This is a genomic window from Gulbenkiania mobilis (genome assembly GCA_004346645.1).
Lineage (GTDB): Bacteria > Pseudomonadota > Gammaproteobacteria > Burkholderiales > Chromobacteriaceae > Gulbenkiania > Gulbenkiania mobilis.
The window spans coordinates 90074-107916 of the sequence record SMDA01000007.1 but is presented as its reverse complement, the minus strand read 5'-3'; the positions used below and the strand labels follow the sequence as shown (position 1 = coordinate 107916).

Genomic DNA, 17843 nt, shown 5'->3' with positions numbered 1-17843 from the left:
ATGTTCTGCCGTAAGTTAGTCGCTGACGAGGGCGTCGTGATGGGCATGGTAGTAAGCCACGGTACGGGCCACCGCTCCGGCCACCGCACGGGCCGAGATGGTGGCACCAGCCATGTAATCGATCTGGCCGCCGTCCTTCTTCACTTTCCATTGGGTGCCCGGCCTGGCGGGCAGCCCTTCGAACTGACGGGCCCAGGGGCTCTTGGCCGGGTCGATGTAGTCGCCCAGACCCGGCGTTTCCCGGTGGGCGATCACGCGCACGCCGCCGAGCCGGCCGTCGGCGCGGATCCCCACCAGCAGGCGGATGCGCCCGCCGTAGCCGTTGGGTGCGGCGGTTTCGAAAACATGGCCGCTGATCCGGCCGTGCAGCCGCGCCGTGTAGAGACTGGCTTCGACTGGGGCGCCCAGCTCGCGCACTGCCTCCGGCGGAAGCAGGCGCCGGGTGGTGCCCAGCTGGTTGTCGAACGCGCCGGGCGGCAGGGTCTGAGCAATCAGCGCTTCGCGGGCGGCGGCCTCGTTGGCCGCCACGATGTCGCCGGTCAGGGTGTAGGTGCCGGCCAGGACGGTCGTCACGACCAGAGTGAACACGCCCAGCCGGCTTGCCTGGCGCAGGGCCTCGCGGGTGGCTTCGCTCATCGTCGCGCCCCTTTCGCCTGACCGAAGGCAGGCGGCCGGGTCAGCGTGTCGATCAATGGTACCGCGATGTTGAAGATCAGTACGGCGAACGCCAAACCATCGGGATAGCCACCAAAGACACGGATCAGATAGGTGAGCGCGCCCACCAGGAATCCGAACAGCCATTGACCGCGGGGCGTGGTGGGCCCTGTGACCGGGTCGGTGACGATGAAGAAGGCGCCCAGCAGGGTAGCGCCAGTCAGGACATGAAAACCGGGGCTGGCAAAGCGTTCCGGCATGACCAGCCACAGCGGCAACGCCAGGGCCAGCAGGCCGCACAGCAGGCCAAGCGGCGCGCGCAGGCTGATGATGCGTTGCCGCCACAGCCACAGTCCGCCCGCCAGCACTGCCAGGCCTAGCCATTCGCTACCGGCGCCGCCGAAGTGGCCATATAGCGGAGAGGCGACCAGGCGGGACACCTCACCCCCACCCAGAAGCCCAGTCTTGAGCGCATCCAGCGGTGTAGCCGATGAGAGTGCGTCAAAGCTGCCTGCCGGTGGCGTGCGCAGGAAGATCCAGCGGATCTGCTCCGCCGTAGACAGCGGTGACAGGGGCGAGCCCCACTGTCCCATCTGCGAGGGGAAGGAGACGATCATCGCGGCAAAACCTACCATCGCCGGGTTGAAGGGGTTATGGCCCAGCCCGCCGTACAACTGCTTACCGGGAACGATGGCAAACAGCGTGGCGAGCACGATCAGCCACCACACCCCCAGAGGGGGCATCGCCAGGGCCAGCAGCGCTGCCGTAAGGAGGGCGCTGCCGTCACCCAGCGACGGTGCCAGCGGCCGTCCCCGCAGACGCAGCATGGCAGCCTCCGCCAACAGTGCGGTGAACACCGCCAGCAGCAACTGCACCAGCACGCCCGCGCCCCAGAGCCAGCAATACACGCCGAAGGCAGGTACCAGGGCCAGCAGGACTTTGAACATGACGCGCGAAACCCGGACCGTACGGGTGGCATGCGGGACAAACGGCATCAACGGGATTCCTTCTGTTCGGTGGCTGCGCGCCGTGCGGCGGCGCGGGCCATGGCAGCCTCGATGGCGGCCTTCTTGGCCGGATCCATCGCCGTGACAGGTGGGGCAGGGTTGGCCGAAGCCTCGGCTGAAACGCCGGACTGTGTCTGGGCGGCCTCTGCCTTGCGTGCGGCGGCGCGGGCCATGGCAGCTTCGATGGCGGCCTTCTTGGCCGGGTCCATCGCCGTGACAGGTGTGGCGGGTGGGAGAGGGTTGGCCGAAGCCTCGGGTGAAACGCCGGACTGTGTCTGGGCGGCCTCTGCCTTGCGTGCGGCGGCACGGGCCATGGCAGCCTCGATGGCGGCCTTCTTGGCGCTGTCCACGGGAACGCTGGCCGGAGGCTTGCCTGGGTCGGTCGTAGAGGTCGCAACGGCTTCTGCCACAGCCTTGGCCGCTGCGGACTTCTGGGCGAGCCGCTCGGCCTTGAGGGCTTTCTCGTGTTCGATGCGCGCCAGACGCTGCTCGTGCCGGGCACGGGCACGGTCGGCTGCCTGTTTCTCGCGCTCTTCCGCCCAGATCTCGCTCTTTGCGAAGCGGTAGTAATCCACCAGTGGGATGGCACTAGGGCAGACGCTGTTGCAGGCGCCGCACTCGATGCAGTCGAACAGCTGCCAAGCGCGCGCCTTGTCGAACTGGCGCGCCCGGGCAAACCAGTACAGGTCCATCGGCTGCAACTCTGCCGGGCAGGCGTTGGCACAGTCGCCGCAGCGGATGCAGGGCATCGACAGTGGCGGCGGCGGGAACAGGGCGGGGCTGGTAGCGATCAGGCAGTTGGTGGCCTTGACGATACCCGCCTCCAGCGCTGGAAGGCGGCTACCCATCATGGGCCCGCCCATCAGCACGCCGTCGCTGTCCGCGCTGCGGCCGACGGCCTGCATCAGCCAGTCGACAGGCGTACCCAAGGGCACGTCGGCATTCAGCGGGCGGGCCACCGAACCGGTCAGGGTGACGATGCGCGACACCACGGGTTCGCCTTCCAGGACGGCTTGGGCGAGCGAATAGAGCGTGCCGACGTTGAAGCACTGCACGCCCATGGCAGTGGAGCGCACCCCATGCGGAATCTTCTTGCCGGTGAGGATGCGGATCAGCTGCTTGGCCCCTCCGGACGGGTACTTGGTGGGAATGGCCACCACTTCCATGCGGGTGCCGCGGGCGGCGGCCTGCATGGCGGCCAGGGCCTCGGGCTTGTTGTCCTCAATGCCGACCACGATTTCCCGCGCGCCCGTCAGCGTTCCAGCGATCAGCGCGCCTTCTACGATGCGCCCGGCGCGTTCACGCATGAGGCGGTCGTCGCAGGTGATGTAGGGCTCGCATTCCGCACCGTTGACCACCAGGGTCTCCAGCGCCCGCGCATTGAGCTTGAGATGGCTGGGAAATACACCACCACCCTGGCCCACCACGCCCATGCTGGCAAGAAAGGCCCGAACTTCGTCTTCGCTGCGGCTGGCCCAGTCTGTCAGGGGCGTAGGCGCGGCGCGGCGATCTTGTCCGTCCGTCTCGAGGGTGACAGTGAGTTCACAGAGCCCGGAGGGATGCGCCTGTACCACTGGCCCCACCGACACCACGGTGCCAGAGGCGGGCGCATGTACTGCGGCCGAGAGCGTGCCGTCCGGGCGCCCGATCAGCGTGCCGCGTTCGACCCGGTCACCGGGGGCCACGCATGGCCGTGCGGGGTTGCCAGTGTGTTGGGCCATCGAAACATGCAACAAGGGCGCCAAGGGCAGGGTGGCGATCGGGCTGGTGGTGGACGGGAGCTTGTTCTCGGGCGGATGGATGCCGCCGTGAAAGTCGTAGAGCGTTCTCATGCGGCACGCTTGCCTGCGGGCGCAGGCGTCAGGGGGACGACAGGGTACTGCCACTTCCAGGTGGACAGCGTAGGGGCGACGGTTTCCATGTGGATGCAGTCCACCGGGCAGGGGGGCAGGCATAGCTCGCAGCCAGTGCATTCGCTGGCAATCACCGTATGCATCTGCTTGGCTGCGCCGACGATCGCGTCCACCGGGCAGGCCTGCAGGCACAGTGTGCAGCCGATGCAGCGGTCCTCATCGATGCGGGCCAGCGCCGGCAGCTTGGGGGCCACTTCTCCGTCGTAGGGGAGAAACTCCACATTTAGCAGATCGGCCAGCTTGCGGATACCTTCCTCGCCACCCGGTGGGCAGCGGTTGATCGTGTCCCGGCCTTCGGCCAAGGCTTCGGCATATGGACGGCAGCCGGGGTGACCGCACTGGCCGCACTGCGTCTGCGGCAGCAGGGCGTCGATCTTCTCCACCAGCGGGTCGCCTTCGACCCGGAACTTCACCGCCGCATAGCCGAGCACTGCCCCCAGGATCAGCGCAACCGCGGCCATCAGCAGCAGGGCATTGAGCAGCGTCATTTCACCAGCCCCGAAAAGCCCATGAAGGCCAGACTCATCAGTCCTGCCGTCATCAGGGCGATGGGCGTGCCGCGAAAGGCCGCCGGTACGTCGGCGCCTTCCAGCCGCTCGCGCATCGCGCCGAACAGGATCAGGATCAGACTGAAGCCTACCGCGCTGCCGAAACCGAATAACAGCGACTCGAAGAAGGTATGGCTTTCCTGCACATTGAGCAGGGGCACACCCAGCACTGCACAGTTGGTGGTGATCAGCGGCAGGTAGATGCCCAGCACCTGATACAGCAGCGGGCTGGTCTTCCTGACCACCATCTCGGTGAACTGTACGATGGCCGCAATCACCAGGATGAACGACAGCGTGCGCAGGTATTCCAGCCCCAAGGCGGTCAGCAGCAGGTTCATCAGATGGCTGCTGCCCGATCCCAGCGTCAGCACGAACGTGGTGGCTGCACCCATACCGATGGCCGGCTCCAGCTTCTTGGACACGCCCATGAACGGACACAGCCCCAGGATGCGCACCAGCACCACATTGTTGACGAGTACCGCACTGACAAGGATCAGCGCGTAGTGTCCGAATTCCATTCCCGCTGCCCGCCAGGGGCCCATTAGCAAAAGGTGAAATTATGAGGCTGCGCCTCGTTGCCTTCAACTGTTACTGCGACGTGGCAGGGCATGGCGGCGACCTGGCATCAGGGCATGGCGGTTGCTGCCGCATGGGGGCACGCAGCCGCGTGCAGCCCTTTTATCAGGAAGACGAGTATGGACGCAGCTCCGACCGCAGCACTGAAACGTGCCGACAATGCCCTTTCGCCCGCTCCCGTGCTGGCGCTCCAGCCGCTGGCCGCGCACCTGTTGCAACGTATCGCCGCCCTGCAGACCGGCATCCGGTTGTACAACCTGCTGGAAGAGGCGGTGCAGCGTGTGGCCGACACGATCGCCGATGCACCCTTGCGTGCCGTGCTTTCGGCCAACCTGCCCGAAGGGGTGGCGACGCCTCCTACGGTTCACGACGAGGTCGTCGGCCTGCGGGCCGAGCTCGGACGGCAGCTGGAAACCGCTATGGAGGCCCTCGCCAGGCTGGATGTGCCAGCCGCTCAGCCCAGTGCTGATGCAGAGCGCATCGGATGCATGCTGGGGGGGCTGGTAGAAGCGGCTGCCAGTGCCGACACCCCTCTGCAGCAGGTGCTCTTTGCCGCCATCAGTGTCCTTCTGGCGGACAGCGCCGGCTGGGCGGCCCTGGCCACCCTGGCCGAGGCCGAGGAGGAAAAAGACCTGTCCGGGCGGTTCCGGCTGGTATCGGTGGAGGAAGCACAGCAGGCCCAAGCATTGCAGGGTTGGCTGGAAGCGCTGATGTTGGCCGAAAGCGGCCGAAATGTATGACGCGGGCGCGGCGCTTGCCCGCGTGAATGTTCTCCTCGAGCGTTTTGCCCGCCAGCCGGCGGGCATTTTTTTTGCAAACGCTCTGAGCCATTGAATCCAGATCGCCCGGAGGCACGCAATGACCCAGACCGTTCCGCATATCGTTATCGTTGGCGGCGGGGCCGGCGGGCTGGTGCTGGCCACCCGCCTTAGCCATCGTCTCGGGCGTCGCCAGCAGGCCCGCATCACGCTGGTGGATGCCGAACGCACCCATGTATGGAAGCCGGTACTGCACCAGCTGGCTGCCGGTAGCTATGACAGCCATGCCGAGGAAATCGAATACCTGGCGCATGCGCGCTGGCATGGCTTCACCTTCCGGCAAGGGTCGCTGGCCGGTCTGGACCGTGCCCGACGCGAGGTCGTGCTGGCCCCGCTGACCGGAGAAGACGGCAGCGAAGTGTTGCCGGAGCGGCGCTTGGAATACGATCTGCTGATACTAGCGGTGGGTAGCCAGACCAACGATTTCGGCACCCCCGGCGTGGCCGAACACGCTATCCGCCTGGATACCCCGGCCACGGCACGGCGGTTTCACGAGCGCCTGATCGATGCCTGCCTGCGCGCCCAGAATCTCCCGCCTGCACCCGGTCGGCCGCGCATGGCTGTCACCCTGATTGGCGGCGGCGCAACCGGGGTGGAGCTCGCGGCAGAGCTGCACGAGGCAGCCAAGGTGCTTGCCAGCTACGGACTGGACCGGGTGGACCCGGACGCCGACCTGACGATCACCGTGGTGGAGGCCAGCGACCGCATCCTGGCCGCGCTGCCGCCCAGATTGTCCGAGGCTGCCCGGCGCGAGCTGGCCCAGCTGCAGGTACAGGTGCTGACCGGCGAGCGTGTGACCGAGGTCGGGCCTGACTTCGTCGCACTCAAGAGTGGCAAGGTCCTGCCAAGCACCGTCACCGTCTGGGCTGCCGGCGTGAAGGCTCACCCTTTCCTGCATGAGATCGGCGGGCTGGAAACCAACAAGCTCAACCAGCTGGTGGTGCACCCCACCATGCAGAGCACCCGTGACCCGACTGTTTTCGCGCTGGGCGACTGTGCCGCCTGCCCCTTGCCAGACGGCAGCTGGGCCCCGGCCCGGGCGCAGTCTGCGTATCAGCAGGCTCTCCAGCTCGCCGACAACATTGAGCGCTTCCTGAAGGGGCGCCCCCTGCATCCCTATGTTTTTCGAGACCGGGGCTCGCTGGTCTCGCTGGCCGGCTATTCTTCGGTAGGCAGCTTGATGGGCAGCCTCTCGCACGGCAGTCTGTTTATCGAAGGCCAGATCGCCAAATGGATGTACTGGATGCTGCACAAGCGACACCAGATGGCGGTGTCGGGGGTCGGACGCATGCTGCTCATCACCCTGACCGAGATGATCGACCGCGTGCGACGGCCGCGGATCAAACTGCACTGAGCGCCAAAAGCAAAGCCCCAGCGGGGGCGCTGGGGCTTTTGTGAACGCGGTAGGCGGCTCAGAACGGGATATCGTCATCCATGTCGTCGAACTTGGGTGCTGCCTTGGCCTCCGGACGGCGAGGTGCCGGCGGCGGGGTCTGCGACTCTTGGCGCTGGGGGGCTCCGCTACCATACTGCGGGCTGCCACCGCCGTAGCCGCCCTCATCCATCGGTGCGCTGGCGCCACCACCGCTGCGGCCGCCCAGCATCTGCATGCGGTCGCCGCGGATTTCGGTGCTGTAGCGCTCCTGGCCGCTCTGGTCCGTCCACTTGCGGGTGCGGATCGAGCCTTCCACGTAGACCGAGCTGCCTTTCTTGAGATACTGCGCGGCCACTTCGGCGGTCTTGCCGAAGAACACCACGCGGTGCCATTCGGTCAGCTCCTCGCGCTGGCCGGTCTGCTTGTTGTTCCAGGTTTCGCTCGTGGCAATGGCCAGTGTGGCGACGGCGTCGCCAGAGGGCATGTAGCGCACTTCCGGATCGCGGCCGAGGTTGCCGACAAGGATTACTTTGTTGACGGACGCCATGTGTTGCTCTCCTGAATGAGTTGTTGGACGGCTGCCTCGTCCCAGCCATGCTGGGCCACCTTGAGATAGGCCACACCGTCTTCGCGCACGACGACGGCCTCTTCGACGCCCGCTACCGCAGCCAGTGCCTGGGATAGTCGCTGGGCGGCATCGGCACTGGTGTCACCGATGTGAAACATCACTGACTTGACCGCGCGCGGCGGCTTCATGGTGATCGCCATGAGGAGCCAGGCCAGCATCAACGTGCCGGTGAAGCCGAAGACACCGGTGCTACCGTAGTGGTTGTAAAGCCAGCCACCCGCCGCCGCACCGAGGAAGAGGCCGAAAGACTGGGCGGTATTATACACGCCGATGGCTGTTCCCTTGGCGTCTGCCGGGGCAATCTTGGAAATGATCGAGGGCAGCGTGGCTTCGAGGATGTTGAAAGCCACGAAATAGCAGGCCAGCCACAGAACGATCTGCCAGAAGGTGCTGAGGGTGAGCGCCATCCCCAGCTGAGCCAGTGCCATCAGTGCTACCGCGCCCACGAATACCTGCTTGAGTTTGGCCTTTTTCTCACCATAGATAATGGCTGGCACCATCAAAAAGAAGCCTGCGATCACCACCGGCAGGTACACCTTCCAGTGTTCCGACTTGTCGAGGCCGCCCGTCTGCGTGAGTGCGAAGGGAATGACGACGAACATCGCCATCTGTGCGCCGTGCAGGGCAAAGATGCCGAAGTTCAGCCGCAGGAGTTCCCTGTTTCTCATCACTGCGGACAGCCGGCCGGTGTTGGCCTGGGTGTCGGAGTGGAAGCGCGAGACGGCCGGATCGGGGATGAGAAACTTCACGCCCAGCAGGGCCATCAGCGTGAGCACACCGGTGAGTGCGAAGATGCCGTTCACCCCGATGTAATGCGCCAGCAGCGGCCCGAGTACCAGACTGGCGGCGAAAGTGGTGCCGATGCTCATACCGATCATCGCCATCGCCTGGGTACGGTTCTCCTCGCGCGTCAGGTCGGCAAGCAGGGCTGTCACCGCCGCCGAGATTGCGCCCGCGCCCTGGACCACCCGACCGAACGTCAGCCAGTAGATGTCGTGCGCGCCAGCGGCGATGAAGCTGCCCAAGGCGAACAGCAGGAGCCCGCCGTAGATGACCTTCTTTCGGCCAACCCTGTCGGACAGCATGCCCAAGGGAAGCTGGAGCAGGGCCTGCGTCAGGCCGTAACTGCCTAGGGCAATCCCCACCCAGGTAAGGCTGGTGGCGCCAGGCAGGGTCTTTGCATAGAGGGCAAAGACGGGAAGGATGAGGAACATGCCCAGCATGCGCAGGGCATACACCCCCGCCAGGCCAAGACTGGCACGTAGTTCAAGCGAATTCATGGAAAAGTGTCACCAAAGACAAGACGGCGCCGACCATCCGGACGGCGCAGGTAGAGTCTGACTGAGCAAGTCAGGTATATTAACAGGTTCCCCGAATGATCGTGAGTTAGGCATGGATACCATCCGCATACGCGGCGCGCGCACCCACAACCTCAAGAACGTCAACCTAGACCTGCCACGCAACCAGCTGATCGTGATTACCGGTCTGTCGGGGTCGGGCAAATCCTCGCTGGCGTTCGACACCCTGTACGCGGAGGGCCAGCGGCGCTATGTGGAAAGTCTCTCCGCCTATGCCCGCCAGTTTCTGCAACTGATGGAAAAGCCTGACGTGGATCTGATCGAGGGCCTGTCGCCGGCGATCTCCATCGAGCAGAAGGCTACCAGCCACAACCCGCGCTCAACCGTGGGCACGGTGACCGAGATCCACGACTACCTGCGCCTTCTCTTTGCCCGGGTGGGCGAGCCGCACTGCCCGGAGCACGGTGTGGCGCTGGCGTCACAGACGGTCAGCCAGATGGTGGACCACGTGCTGGCGCTGCCGGAGGAAACCCGGGTGATGGTGCTGGCGCCGGTGATCGTGGGACGCAAGGGGGAAAACGTCGAACTCTTCGAGGAGCTGCGCGCGCAGGGGTTCGTACGGGTGCGCGTGGACGGCGAGGTCTACGAGATCGACGCCGTACCCAAGCTCGACAAGAACAAGAAGCACAGTGTGGATGTGGTGGTGGATCGCCTCAAGGTGCGTGCGGACATGAAGCAGCGCCTCGCCGAAAGCTTTGAGACCGCGCTGCGACATGCCGAGGGACGGGCGATCGCGGTGGAGATGGACACCCACGCTGAACACTGGTTTTCGGCCAAGTTTGCCTGCCCTATCTGCTCCTACAGTCTGCCGGAACTGGAGCCACGCCTGTTCTCGTTCAACAACCCGATGGGTGCCTGCCCCAAGTGCGACGGTCTGGGAGAGATCACCTTCTTCGATCCGCGCCGGGTGGTGGCCCATCCGGAGCTGTCGCTCTCCGCCGGCGCCATCAAGGGCTGGGACAAGCGCAACCAGTTCTACTACCAGATGCTGCAGAGCCTGGCGGAGCATTACGAATTCGCGCTCGAACTGCCCTTCGAGCTGCTGCCCGAGAAGGTGCGTCACGTTGTGCTGTACGGCTCGGGTCGCGAGAACATCGCCTTCAACTATATTTCGGAACGCGGCACGCGCTTCACCCGCAGCCACCCCTTCGAAGGCATCGTGCCCAACCTGGAACGCCGCTACCGCGAGACCGACTCGGTGACGGTGCGCGAGGAGCTGGCAAAGTATCAGAACAACCAGCCGTGTCCGCATTGTGAAGGGTCACGGCTGCGTCTGGAGGCGCGCCATGTGTTCGTCGGGCAGCGCACCCTGCACGAGATCAACCAACTGCCGCTCAAGGAAACCGCTGCCTTCTTCGACGGGCTGGCCTTCAGCGGACAGCGGGCAGCGGTGGCAGAAAAGATCGTCAAGGAGATCCGCGAGCGGGTGTCCTTCCTCAACAACGTGGGGCTGGATTACCTGTGCCTGGCGCGCTCTGCCGATACCCTGTCGGGCGGTGAGGCACAGCGCATCCGCTTGGCCAGCCAGATCGGTTCCGGCCTGACCGGCGTGATGTACGTGCTGGACGAGCCTTCCATCGGCCTGCATCAGCGCGACAACGACCGTCTGCTCGCCACGCTGATGCGCTTGCGCGACTTGGGCAACAGCGTGATCGTGGTGGAGCACGACGAGGATGCGATCCGCGCAGCCGACTATCTGGTAGACATGGGGCCGGGCGCTGGCGAGCACGGCGGCAATGTGCTGGTGTCCGGCACGCCGGGCGAAGTGGCCGCCAGCCCCGCCTCGGTGACCGGTGCCTTCCTGTCGGGTCGCCGTCGCATCGAGGTGCCCGCCGAGCGCCGCCAGCCGGAAGGCGAACGCATGCTGCGGCTGATCGGTGCCACTGGAAACAACCTCAAGAGCGTCACCTTGGAGCTGCCGCTGGGGATGCTGGTATGCGTGACCGGGGTGTCCGGCTCCGGCAAAAGCACTCTCATCAACGATACGCTGTACAAGATCGCCGCACGTGAGCTCAACGGCGCCAGCGAGGAGCCTGCGCCGTTCGTGGACATCGCCGGGCTCAACCATCTGGACAAGGTCATCAACGTCGACCAGAGTCCGATCGGCCGCACCCCGCGCTCCAACCCGGCCACCTATACCGGGCTGTTCACCCCGATCCGCGAGCTGTTCTCGGGCGTACCGCTCAGCCGCGAACGTGGCTACGGTCCGGGCCGGTTCAGCTTCAACGTCAAGGGCGGCCGTTGCGAGGCCTGCCAAGGGGACGGCGTGATCAAGGTGGAAATGCACTTCCTGCCAGATATCTATGTGCCCTGTGACGTGTGCCACGGCAAGCGCTACAACCGGGAAACGCTGGAAGTCACCTACAAGGGCCGCAACATCCATGAAGTGCTGGAGATGACGGTGGAGCAGGCGCTGGAGTTCTTCAGCGCAGTGCCCTCGGTGGCGCGCAAGCTGAAGACGCTGATGGACGTGGGGCTGGGCTACATCCGGCTGGGCCAGAGCGCCACCACGCTGTCCGGTGGCGAAGCACAGCGCGTCAAGCTGGCGCTGGAACTGTCCAAGCGCGACACGGGCCGCACGCTCTACATTCTTGATGAGCCGACGACTGGCCTGCATTTCCACGATATCGACCTGTTGCTGCAGGTGCTGCATCGCCTGCGCGAGAACGGCAACACGGTGGTGGTGATCGAACACAATCTGGATGTCATCAAGACGGCCGACTGGGTGATCGACCTGGGGCCGGAAGGCGGCGCCGGGGGCGGGCAGATCATCGCTGCGGGCTCGCCCGAAGCAGTGGCTGCCCATCCTGCCAGTCACACCGGCCGTTACCTCGCTCCGCTGCTGAAGAGAGACCGTGCGGACGATTAAGGCGCCGCGGAACGGAAAAACCCGCCTTGCAGAGGCGGGTTTTTCTTTGCTGCCGGGGGCTAGACGATGATGCCGCCACCCAGACAGATGTCTCCCTGGTAGAGCACGGCAGACTGGCCGGGTGTGACCGCCCACTGCTTGTCCTGGAAGGTCAGGCTGGCCTTGCCGTCAACGATGGGGGAGAGGCTGCAGGCTGCGTCGGCCATGCGGTAGCGGTTCTTGGCAGCATATTCACCGGGCTGCGGCGGGCTGGGCAGAGTCCAGGACAGGTCGTCCATGGACAGCGTGGCCCGCAGCAGCAACGGGTGGTCGTGCCCCTGTACCACGATCAGCCGGTTGCCCGGGATGTCCTTGCCGCCGACGAACCAGGGCTCGCCGCTACCGTCCCGGCTGCCGCCGATGTTGAGCCCCTTGCGTTGCCCCAGGGTGTAGTACATCAGGCCGATGTGCTCGCCCACCACCTTGCCTTCGGGGGTGATCATCTCACCCGGCTGGGTGGGCAGGTAACGCTGCAGGAAGGCCCGGAACGGCCGTTCCCCGATGAAGCAGATGCCGGTGGAGTCTTTCTTGGCAGCCGTCGGCAGGCCGGCCTCTTCGGCCAACCTTCTCACCTCGGTCTTGTGGAGGTCACCCAGCGGGAAAAGGGCACGGGCCAACTGGTGCTGCTGCAGGCGATACAGGAAGTAGCTCTGGTCCTTGGAAGGGTCCACTCCCTTGAGCAGGTAGTGGACGCCTTCCCTTTCCTCTTTGCGGGCGTAATGGCCGGTGGCGATACCGTCCGCCCCCATCGCCATGGCATAGTCCAGGAAGGCCTTGAACTTGATTTCCGCATTGCACAGCACGTCCGGGTTAGGCGTGCGGCCGGCGGAATATTCCCTGAGAAAATACGAGAACACGCGGTCTTTGTATTCCTTGGCGAAGTTGACGATCTCCATGTCGATGCCGATGATGTCGGCCACGCTCAGCGCGTCCAGCGCATCCTGCTTGATGGAGCAGTACTCGTCGTCGTTGTCGTCTTCCCAGTTCTGCATGAAGACGCCGATCACCTCGTGTCCCTGCTGCTTGAGCAGCCATGCGGTGACTGATGAGTCCACGCCGCCGGACATGCCGACGACGATCCTTTTCTTGCCCGTCACGGGGAGAATCCTTTTTTCCAAACATCAAGGGGCACCACCGCCGGCAGTGCCCCGAAATCATAGAACCATCCATCCACCACCCAGCGTGTCCGGGAGGCGGTCTCTTCCAGTGCCGCGCCCTGATGGTAGTTCACCAGCCACGGGGCGCGGGAAACGATGCCGGCCGGCGCATGAAAGCGCAGCCAGTGGTGTCGGGCGAGATAGTCCAGCATCCGGACAGCATTCTCGCTGTGGTCGATGCAGTCCATGCGGCCGTCGCCCGAATCGTCCACACCATTGCCGGCCTTGTCCTGCCAGATCGGGAGAAGGCGGGCAGCATCGGCGTACAACGCCCTGATCGCCTCGCGTACGGCCTCGCGCTCATCGGCCGCATCCGCTGCCGCGGCAAAGCGGGCTGCGAGGCCCTGCAAGGTCTCGGGGCGGATGTCGAAGCGGCCCTGGCGGTCGCAGCCGTAATGGTAGCAGAGGGTCAGCTGCTCTGCAGCGACCGATCCAGCCGCCGGCAGGCCTATCAGGATGGCCAAAAGGAGAAGAAGGCGCTTCATGGTGTCAGGCGGCGCAGGGCTGTCAGGGGCAGGCGCTGGCCGGCCAGGTAGTCCTCCAGACTGGCCAGTACCGCCGGTGAGCGGTGCAGTGCGGCCGAGGCGCGGATTTCCTCTGCCGTCATCCACACTGCTGCCAGGATGCCGTCGTCGAGAGCCCGGTCGGGTTCTTCGGCCAACGGGCTGCCGCAAAAGGCAAAGCGCAGGTAGGTGATGTTGCTGCCGGCGCGGTCCGCGAGATACACCCCCACCAGGGCCTGCGGAACAAAATGCCAGGCGGTTTCCTCCAGCACCTCGCGCCTCACCGCGTCGAGGAGGGTTTCGCCCCGTTCCAGATGACCGGCAGGCTGGTTGAGGCGGATGCCGTCGGCCGTATCCTCCCGCACCATGAGGAAGCGGCCTTCCTGTTCGATGATGGCAGCGACGGTGGTGTTGGGTTTCCACTGCATATTGCGGGCTCCGCCTTTCTTGTTGTTGACAATCATTCTTATTTTTATCTAGGATGCAATCAAACCTCAATTGTTGATCCGATCGACTCTTCTGCCCAGCAGGCGTGGCCATGTATATCTGTCTTTGCAATGCCGTTACCGACACCCACATCCGGGAAGCCGTAGAGAACGGTGCCACCCGCATGCGCGACCTTAACCTGCAGCTGGGCGTGGCCAGCGAGTGTGGCAAGTGCGCCTGTTGCGCCCATCAGGTACTCAAGGACGCGTTGGCCGAGGCGTCCGGCTCGCCCACCCTGCGCGAAGCAGCCTGACCGACCTTCGGGGCCTGCGGTTGTCTCCTCCCCACCCTGTGCCATAATGGCAAGGTTAACTACGGGAGACCGTCATGCAAGGCGACAAGAAAGTCATCCGCTACCTCAACCAGATACTCAAGAACGAGCTGACTGCCATCAACCAGTACTTCCTGCATGCGCGCATGTACAAGAACTGGGGGCTGAAGAAGCTCAACGACCGTGTCTACCACGAATCCATCGACGAAATGAAGCATGCGGATGCGCTGATCGAGCGCATCCTTTTCCTTGAAGGGCTGCCCAACCTGCAGGATCTTGGCAAGCTCTACATCGGCGAGAACCCGGTGGAAATGCTGCAGGGCGACCTCCGCCTGGAAATGGAAGCGCTGCCGCTCCTGCGCGAGGCCATTGCCTACTGCGAGTCGGTGAAGGACTACGTGACGCGCGACCTGCTTGAAGACGTCCTGGAGAGCGAGGAAGAGCACGTGGACTGGCTGGAGACCCAGCTGGGCCTTGTGGATGCCACCGGCCTGCAAAACTACCTACAAAGCCAAATGGAATCGTGATTCCTGCCTGACAGGGCAGCGGTGGGCACGTAGGGCTGAGCGCGAAAATCGTGCAAGAAAAAAGGGAGCCGTGGCTCCCTTTCGTTTTACCCTCGGCGCTTTACTGGGCCGCCGATGCGGGCTCGCCTGGTGTGATGTCGGCCTCTTCCCAGGGCAAGGCGACCTTGTGGTTGCGCACCCGCAGTTCGCCGTTGCGGAAAACGAACTCGGTTGCCACCTGGCCTTGGTTCTGCGTCAGGTAGCCCTGTTCGGTCCATTGTGCCAGTTGGGTGTCCAGCAGGCTGAGCGCCAAGTTGTCGATCTCTTCCAGGCTTGGCTGCTCTTCGGCCGACGCGTCCACGGTGAAGAGGTTGCGGGCTTGGGCCACCACCAGGTCGTCCAGGGTGCGCCGCGGCAGGTCTACCTTCGCCTCCACGTTGAAGCGCTTGAGGAAGGCGGTGGGGTTGTCGAGATCGGAGCGGGTGAAGCCCTGCAGCCCGAGGTTGCCGGTCAGGCGCGCCTCGCCGTTGGGCATTTTGAGGTAGAGCTCGTTGATCACGAGGCGAGGGTTATTTTCCAGCAGGGGCAGCCCCTCGGTCTTGATGGTGTCGAGATAGCGCTGGCGCAGCACCGCTGGATCCACACCTTCTACCGGGATCGCCGAGATCGTCTTGTCCAGACGGACGAGCGTCGGACCATGCAGGTGGTTGGCCGAAACATCCAGACGCAGGGGCCCGTAGAGCTGATCGTTATAACGGAAAGTCTCGAAGTCGAGCTTGCCACGGGTATTGATGAAGCTGTCCTGCTCGCTGGTCACGATCTGGTAACGCAGTTTCTTCAGGGCCACGTTCGAAGGCCGCAGTTCGCCCGAAGGATTGATGAACTCGCCCACGCGCATGCGGGTGAGCAGGAACACCAGTTCGTTCAGCTTGATGCTATAGGGAACCGCTTCCTTCCAGTTGAGACCGACGGCATCCACCGTCAGCTCGCTCGTTCCCAGCTTCACGCCGGTGGTACCGGGGCGGATGTCGGAGAGGTAGCGCAGCGGGCCGAGCGACAGGCTGCCCTTGGTGGCCGCCTGTAGTACGAAGCCTGGCGTGCTGGCGTCGGTCTTGTACTCCTGGTAGCCGGAGGCGTAATCCACCTTGAGGGTGAAACCCTGCCACTTCATGTGTACGCCCGAGAGCGTTTCTTCGTAGTCGAAGGCGGGCACGGTGACCGACAGTTCGCCGCCTCCGCCGAAGCCGAGGCGGTTGACGACGGTGATCGGAGGTTGGTCACCGAAGAACTTTGCCAGGGTGCGCCGGGTCTCATCGCTCATGGAGAACTCGGTCGTTACCAGCGCACGGGCCGGCTGGAAGTGGCCCTCGGTCAGACCCGGCAAGGGGCCGTGCCGGACGGTGTGCGTGTAGCGGATCGTACGGTTGAGCAAGGGCCGCACATTGTCGGGCATCAGGCTCTCGTAAGGCGCAAACAGTTTGCGGTTGAAGACGAGTTCGGTGGTTTCTGTGGACGTGAACCAGCCGCGCTCGTAAACATGGCTCTTGACCTTGAAAAACGGCAGCTGGGACAACATCTTGTGCTGTTCGGCGAGGGTTTCCTCGGCCTTGAGCCCGGACCAGTAGGCGGCGGCACCGTACAGGACGAGCACGCCTGCAACACTGGCCCCTGCAAGAATAAGGCGTTGTTTCTTCAACACGTGTACATTCTGGCTTCGTTGGAGTGAAGGCCCAATGGTACACCATGCCCGGCCAGAAGGAACCGCCAGATAGCGGCTGTCGGGCAGAGCGTAAACCGCTACAATAGAGCCAAGTCTCTAGACGTTTAATCTTTTTCAAGGCAATACAGAGGTAAACCAAAAACCTATGCAATGGCTTAACGGTTTGATCGACCTCCCGTGGTGGGGGTATGTTCTGGTCGCGCTGGGTCTGACCCACATCACCATCGCGTCCGTCACCATCTTCCTGCACCGTCACCAGGCCCATCGGGCGCTGGACCTGCACCCCATCCCCAGCCACTTCTTCCGCTTCTGGCTGTGGCTGACCACGGGCATGGTGACCAAGGAGTGGGCCGCCATCCACCGCAAGCACCACGCCAAATGCGAGACCGCCGAGGATCCGCACAGCCCGCAGGTGCTGGGCATCAAGAAGGTGCTTTGGGAGGGCGCCGAGCTCTACCGTGCGGCCAGCAAGGACCGCTCCATCATGGAGAAATTCGGCCATGGCACCCCGGACGACTGGCTGGAGCGCAATGTGTACAGCAAGCACAGCGCCAAGGGCATCGTGCTGATGCTCCTGATCAACGTGGTCCTGTTCGGGCCGATCGGCCTGACCATCTGGGCCGTGCAGATGGTGTGGATCCCGTTCTGGGCCGCGGGTGTGGTCAATGGCCTGGGCCACTACTGGGGTTACCGCAACTTCGAGAACGAGGATGCTGCCACCAACCTCTTCCCGTGGGGCATCCTCATCGGTGGTGAGGAGCTGCACAACAACCACCACACCTTCGGTACTTCGGCCAAGCTGTCGTACAAGTGGTATGAATTCGACATCGGCTGGATGTACATCCGCATCATGGAAATCCTGGGCCTGGCCAAGGTGCGCAAGGTGGCGCCCAAGCTCGCCGTCGATGCCACGCAGAACGCGCTGGACATCGGGCTGGAGCAGCTGCAGGCGGTGGTGACCAACCGCTATGCAGTGGCTGCCCGCTATGCACGCGAGCTGAAAGCCGTCTACCGCAGCGAGATCGAGCGTATCCTGGAGGCCCAGCACCGACGCGAGTTCGGTTTCAATCCGGTGAGGAAGATGAAGGTGTGGCTGAAGCAGGACGCCAAGGATACCCCGGCCGTCGAGCGCGAGCAGCTCGAACGCCTGCTGGAGAAGAGCCAGGTTCTGAAGACCATCTATACCATGCGTCAGGAGCTGACGCGGCTGTGGGAGCGTTCCACGCTCTCGCGCGAGCAACTGGTGAAGGAAATGCAGGACTGGTGCGCACGTGCCGAGGCCAGCGGCATCGCCGCCCTGCAGGACTTTGCCGCCAGTTTGCGTCGCGCTGCGGTCGCCTGATTACGGTTGACCCCTGCGCCCGGCCCGCACCTGTGCGGGCTTTTTCTTTGCCTGCGGCCAGTGGGCCCCCGTA

17 protein-coding genes are annotated in these 17843 nt (G+C 64.2%); 6 read left to right on the top strand and 11 right to left on the bottom strand.

Features of this window, described 5'->3' with window-relative positions; all coding sequences use genetic code 11:
* Window positions 1-15: 15 nt before the first annotated feature.
* The 5 genes from EV669_RS11230 to rsxA are packed head-to-tail and all read right to left on the bottom strand — an operon-like array spanning window position 16 to window position 4640.
* Window positions 16-636, bottom strand: coding sequence for an RnfABCDGE type electron transport complex subunit G (locus tag EV669_RS11230; RefSeq protein WP_054286851.1), 621 nt, complete (start codon window positions 634-636; stop codon window positions 16-18).
* Window positions 633-1649 carry an RnfABCDGE type electron transport complex subunit D gene (locus EV669_RS11225; RefSeq protein ID WP_055434308.1) on the bottom strand — a complete coding sequence of 339 codons (1017 nt, stop codon included), beginning with the start codon at window positions 1647-1649 and terminating at the stop codon, window positions 633-635. The genes EV669_RS11230 and EV669_RS11225 overlap by 4 nt, the downstream gene beginning before the upstream one ends.
* Window positions 1649-3493 (bottom strand): electron transport complex subunit RsxC, encoded by a 1845-nt coding sequence (gene rsxC / locus EV669_RS11220; RefSeq protein ID WP_132098720.1) that lies wholly within the window; start codon window positions 3491-3493, stop codon window positions 1649-1651. Before rsxC ends, EV669_RS11225 begins: the two co-directional genes overlap by 1 nt.
* A complete protein-coding gene (rsxB, locus tag EV669_RS11215; RefSeq protein WP_200906510.1) occupies window positions 3490-4062 on the bottom strand; it encodes an electron transport complex subunit RsxB in 573 nt (190 codons plus the stop codon). The genes rsxC and rsxB overlap by 4 nt, the downstream gene beginning before the upstream one ends.
* Complete coding sequence (rsxA, locus tag EV669_RS11210; protein ID WP_055434306.1) at window positions 4059-4640, bottom strand: electron transport complex subunit RsxA; 582 nt, start codon at window positions 4638-4640, stop codon at window positions 4059-4061. The genes rsxB and rsxA overlap by 4 nt, the downstream gene beginning before the upstream one ends.
* Window positions 4641-4817: 177 nt before the next feature.
* On the opposite strand from rsxA, the gene EV669_RS11205 reads away from it, so the two are divergent.
* Both EV669_RS11205 and EV669_RS11200 read left to right on the top strand, forming a co-directional pair.
* Complete coding sequence (locus tag EV669_RS11205) at window positions 4818-5438, top strand: hypothetical protein (protein ID WP_132098719.1); 621 nt, start codon at window positions 4818-4820, stop codon at window positions 5436-5438.
* A gap of 118 nt (window positions 5439-5556) precedes the next feature.
* A complete protein-coding gene (locus tag EV669_RS11200) occupies window positions 5557-6870 on the top strand; it encodes an NAD(P)/FAD-dependent oxidoreductase (protein ID WP_132098718.1) in 1314 nt (437 codons plus the stop codon).
* A 58-nt stretch (window positions 6871-6928) separates the two neighbouring features.
* Here the strand turns inward: EV669_RS11200 and ssb are convergent, their stop codons facing one another.
* Entirely contained in the window at window positions 6929-7438 is a 510-nt protein-coding gene (gene ssb, locus EV669_RS11195; RefSeq protein ID WP_132098717.1) for a single-stranded DNA-binding protein, read from the bottom strand.
* Window positions 7417-8799 carry an MFS transporter gene (locus EV669_RS11190; RefSeq protein WP_054287068.1) on the bottom strand — a complete coding sequence of 461 codons (1383 nt, stop codon included), beginning with the start codon at window positions 8797-8799 and terminating at the stop codon, window positions 7417-7419. The genes ssb and EV669_RS11190 overlap by 22 nt, the downstream gene beginning before the upstream one ends.
* A gap of 112 nt (window positions 8800-8911) precedes the next feature.
* Between EV669_RS11190 and uvrA the strand changes: the two genes are divergently transcribed.
* Complete coding sequence (uvrA, locus tag EV669_RS11185) at window positions 8912-11746, top strand: excinuclease ABC subunit UvrA (protein WP_132098716.1); 2835 nt, start codon at window positions 8912-8914, stop codon at window positions 11744-11746.
* Between the two features lie 59 nt (window positions 11747-11805).
* Here the strand turns inward: uvrA and mnmA are convergent, their stop codons facing one another.
* The 3 genes from mnmA to EV669_RS11170 are packed head-to-tail and all read right to left on the bottom strand — an operon-like array spanning window position 11806 to window position 13873.
* Window positions 11806-12882, bottom strand: a complete 1077-nt coding sequence (gene mnmA, locus EV669_RS11180; protein ID WP_132098715.1) for a tRNA 2-thiouridine(34) synthase MnmA — start codon at window positions 12880-12882, stop codon at window positions 11806-11808.
* The gene (locus EV669_RS11175) at window positions 12879-13427 is read right to left on the bottom strand and encodes a hypothetical protein (protein WP_132098714.1); all 549 of its coding nucleotides are present in this window, start codon (window positions 13425-13427) and stop codon (window positions 12879-12881) included. Before EV669_RS11175 ends, mnmA begins: the two co-directional genes overlap by 4 nt.
* A complete protein-coding gene (locus EV669_RS11170; protein ID WP_132098713.1) occupies window positions 13424-13873 on the bottom strand; it encodes an NUDIX hydrolase in 450 nt (149 codons plus the stop codon). Before EV669_RS11170 ends, EV669_RS11175 begins: the two co-directional genes overlap by 4 nt.
* A gap of 110 nt (window positions 13874-13983) precedes the next feature.
* Between EV669_RS11170 and EV669_RS11165 the strand changes: the two genes are divergently transcribed.
* Both EV669_RS11165 and bfr read left to right on the top strand, forming a co-directional pair.
* Window positions 13984-14184, top strand: a complete 201-nt coding sequence (locus tag EV669_RS11165; protein WP_054287064.1) for a bacterioferritin-associated ferredoxin — start codon at window positions 13984-13986, stop codon at window positions 14182-14184.
* 74 nt (window positions 14185-14258) lie between these two features.
* Complete coding sequence (gene bfr, locus EV669_RS11160; protein ID WP_054287063.1) at window positions 14259-14729, top strand: bacterioferritin; 471 nt, start codon at window positions 14259-14261, stop codon at window positions 14727-14729.
* A 100-nt stretch (window positions 14730-14829) separates the two neighbouring features.
* Here the strand turns inward: bfr and EV669_RS11155 are convergent, their stop codons facing one another.
* The gene (locus EV669_RS11155) at window positions 14830-16407 is read right to left on the bottom strand and encodes a YdgA family protein (protein ID WP_132098712.1); all 1578 of its coding nucleotides are present in this window, start codon (window positions 16405-16407) and stop codon (window positions 14830-14832) included.
* A 166-nt stretch (window positions 16408-16573) separates the two neighbouring features.
* On the opposite strand from EV669_RS11155, the gene EV669_RS11150 reads away from it, so the two are divergent.
* Window positions 16574-17770, top strand: a complete 1197-nt coding sequence (locus EV669_RS11150; protein ID WP_055434298.1) for a DesA family fatty acid desaturase — start codon at window positions 16574-16576, stop codon at window positions 17768-17770.
* Window positions 17771-17843: the final 73 nt, after the last annotated feature.

Bases quoted from the DNA above. Each gene is read 5' to 3' on its own strand.
- EV669_RS11230 (WP_054286851.1), bottom strand. From the start codon at position 636: ATGAGCGAAGCCACCCGCGAGGCCCTGCGCCAGGCAAGCCGGCTGGGC.
- EV669_RS11225 (WP_055434308.1), bottom strand. From the start codon at position 1,649: ATGCCGTTTGTCCCGCATGCCACCCGTACGGTCCGGGTTTCGCGCGTC.
- rsxC (WP_132098720.1), bottom strand. From the start codon at position 3,493: ATGAGAACGCTCTACGACTTTCACGGCGGCATCCATCCGCCCGAGAAC.
- rsxB (WP_200906510.1), bottom strand. From the start codon at position 4,062: ATGACGCTGCTCAATGCCCTGCTGCTGATGGCCGCGGTTGCGCTGATC.
- rsxA (WP_055434306.1), bottom strand. From the start codon at position 4,640: ATGGAATTCGGACACTACGCGCTGATCCTTGTCAGTGCGGTACTCGTC.
- EV669_RS11205 (WP_132098719.1), top strand. From the start codon at position 4,818: ATGGACGCAGCTCCGACCGCAGCACTGAAACGTGCCGACAATGCCCTT.
- EV669_RS11200 (WP_132098718.1), top strand. From the start codon at position 5,557: ATGACCCAGACCGTTCCGCATATCGTTATCGTTGGCGGCGGGGCCGGC.
- ssb (WP_132098717.1), bottom strand. From the start codon at position 7,438: ATGGCGTCCGTCAACAAAGTAATCCTTGTCGGCAACCTCGGCCGCGAT.
- EV669_RS11190 (WP_054287068.1), bottom strand. From the start codon at position 8,799: ATGAATTCGCTTGAACTACGTGCCAGTCTTGGCCTGGCGGGGGTGTAT.
- uvrA (WP_132098716.1), top strand. From the start codon at position 8,912: ATGGATACCATCCGCATACGCGGCGCGCGCACCCACAACCTCAAGAAC.
- EV669_RS11175 (WP_132098714.1), bottom strand. From the start codon at position 13,427: ATGAAGCGCCTTCTTCTCCTTTTGGCCATCCTGATAGGCCTGCCGGCG.
- EV669_RS11170 (WP_132098713.1), bottom strand. From the start codon at position 13,873: ATGCAGTGGAAACCCAACACCACCGTCGCTGCCATCATCGAACAGGAA.
- EV669_RS11165 (WP_054287064.1), top strand. From the start codon at position 13,984: ATGTATATCTGTCTTTGCAATGCCGTTACCGACACCCACATCCGGGAA.
- bfr (WP_054287063.1), top strand. From the start codon at position 14,259: ATGCAAGGCGACAAGAAAGTCATCCGCTACCTCAACCAGATACTCAAG.
- EV669_RS11150 (WP_055434298.1), top strand. From the start codon at position 16,574: ATGCAATGGCTTAACGGTTTGATCGACCTCCCGTGGTGGGGGTATGTT.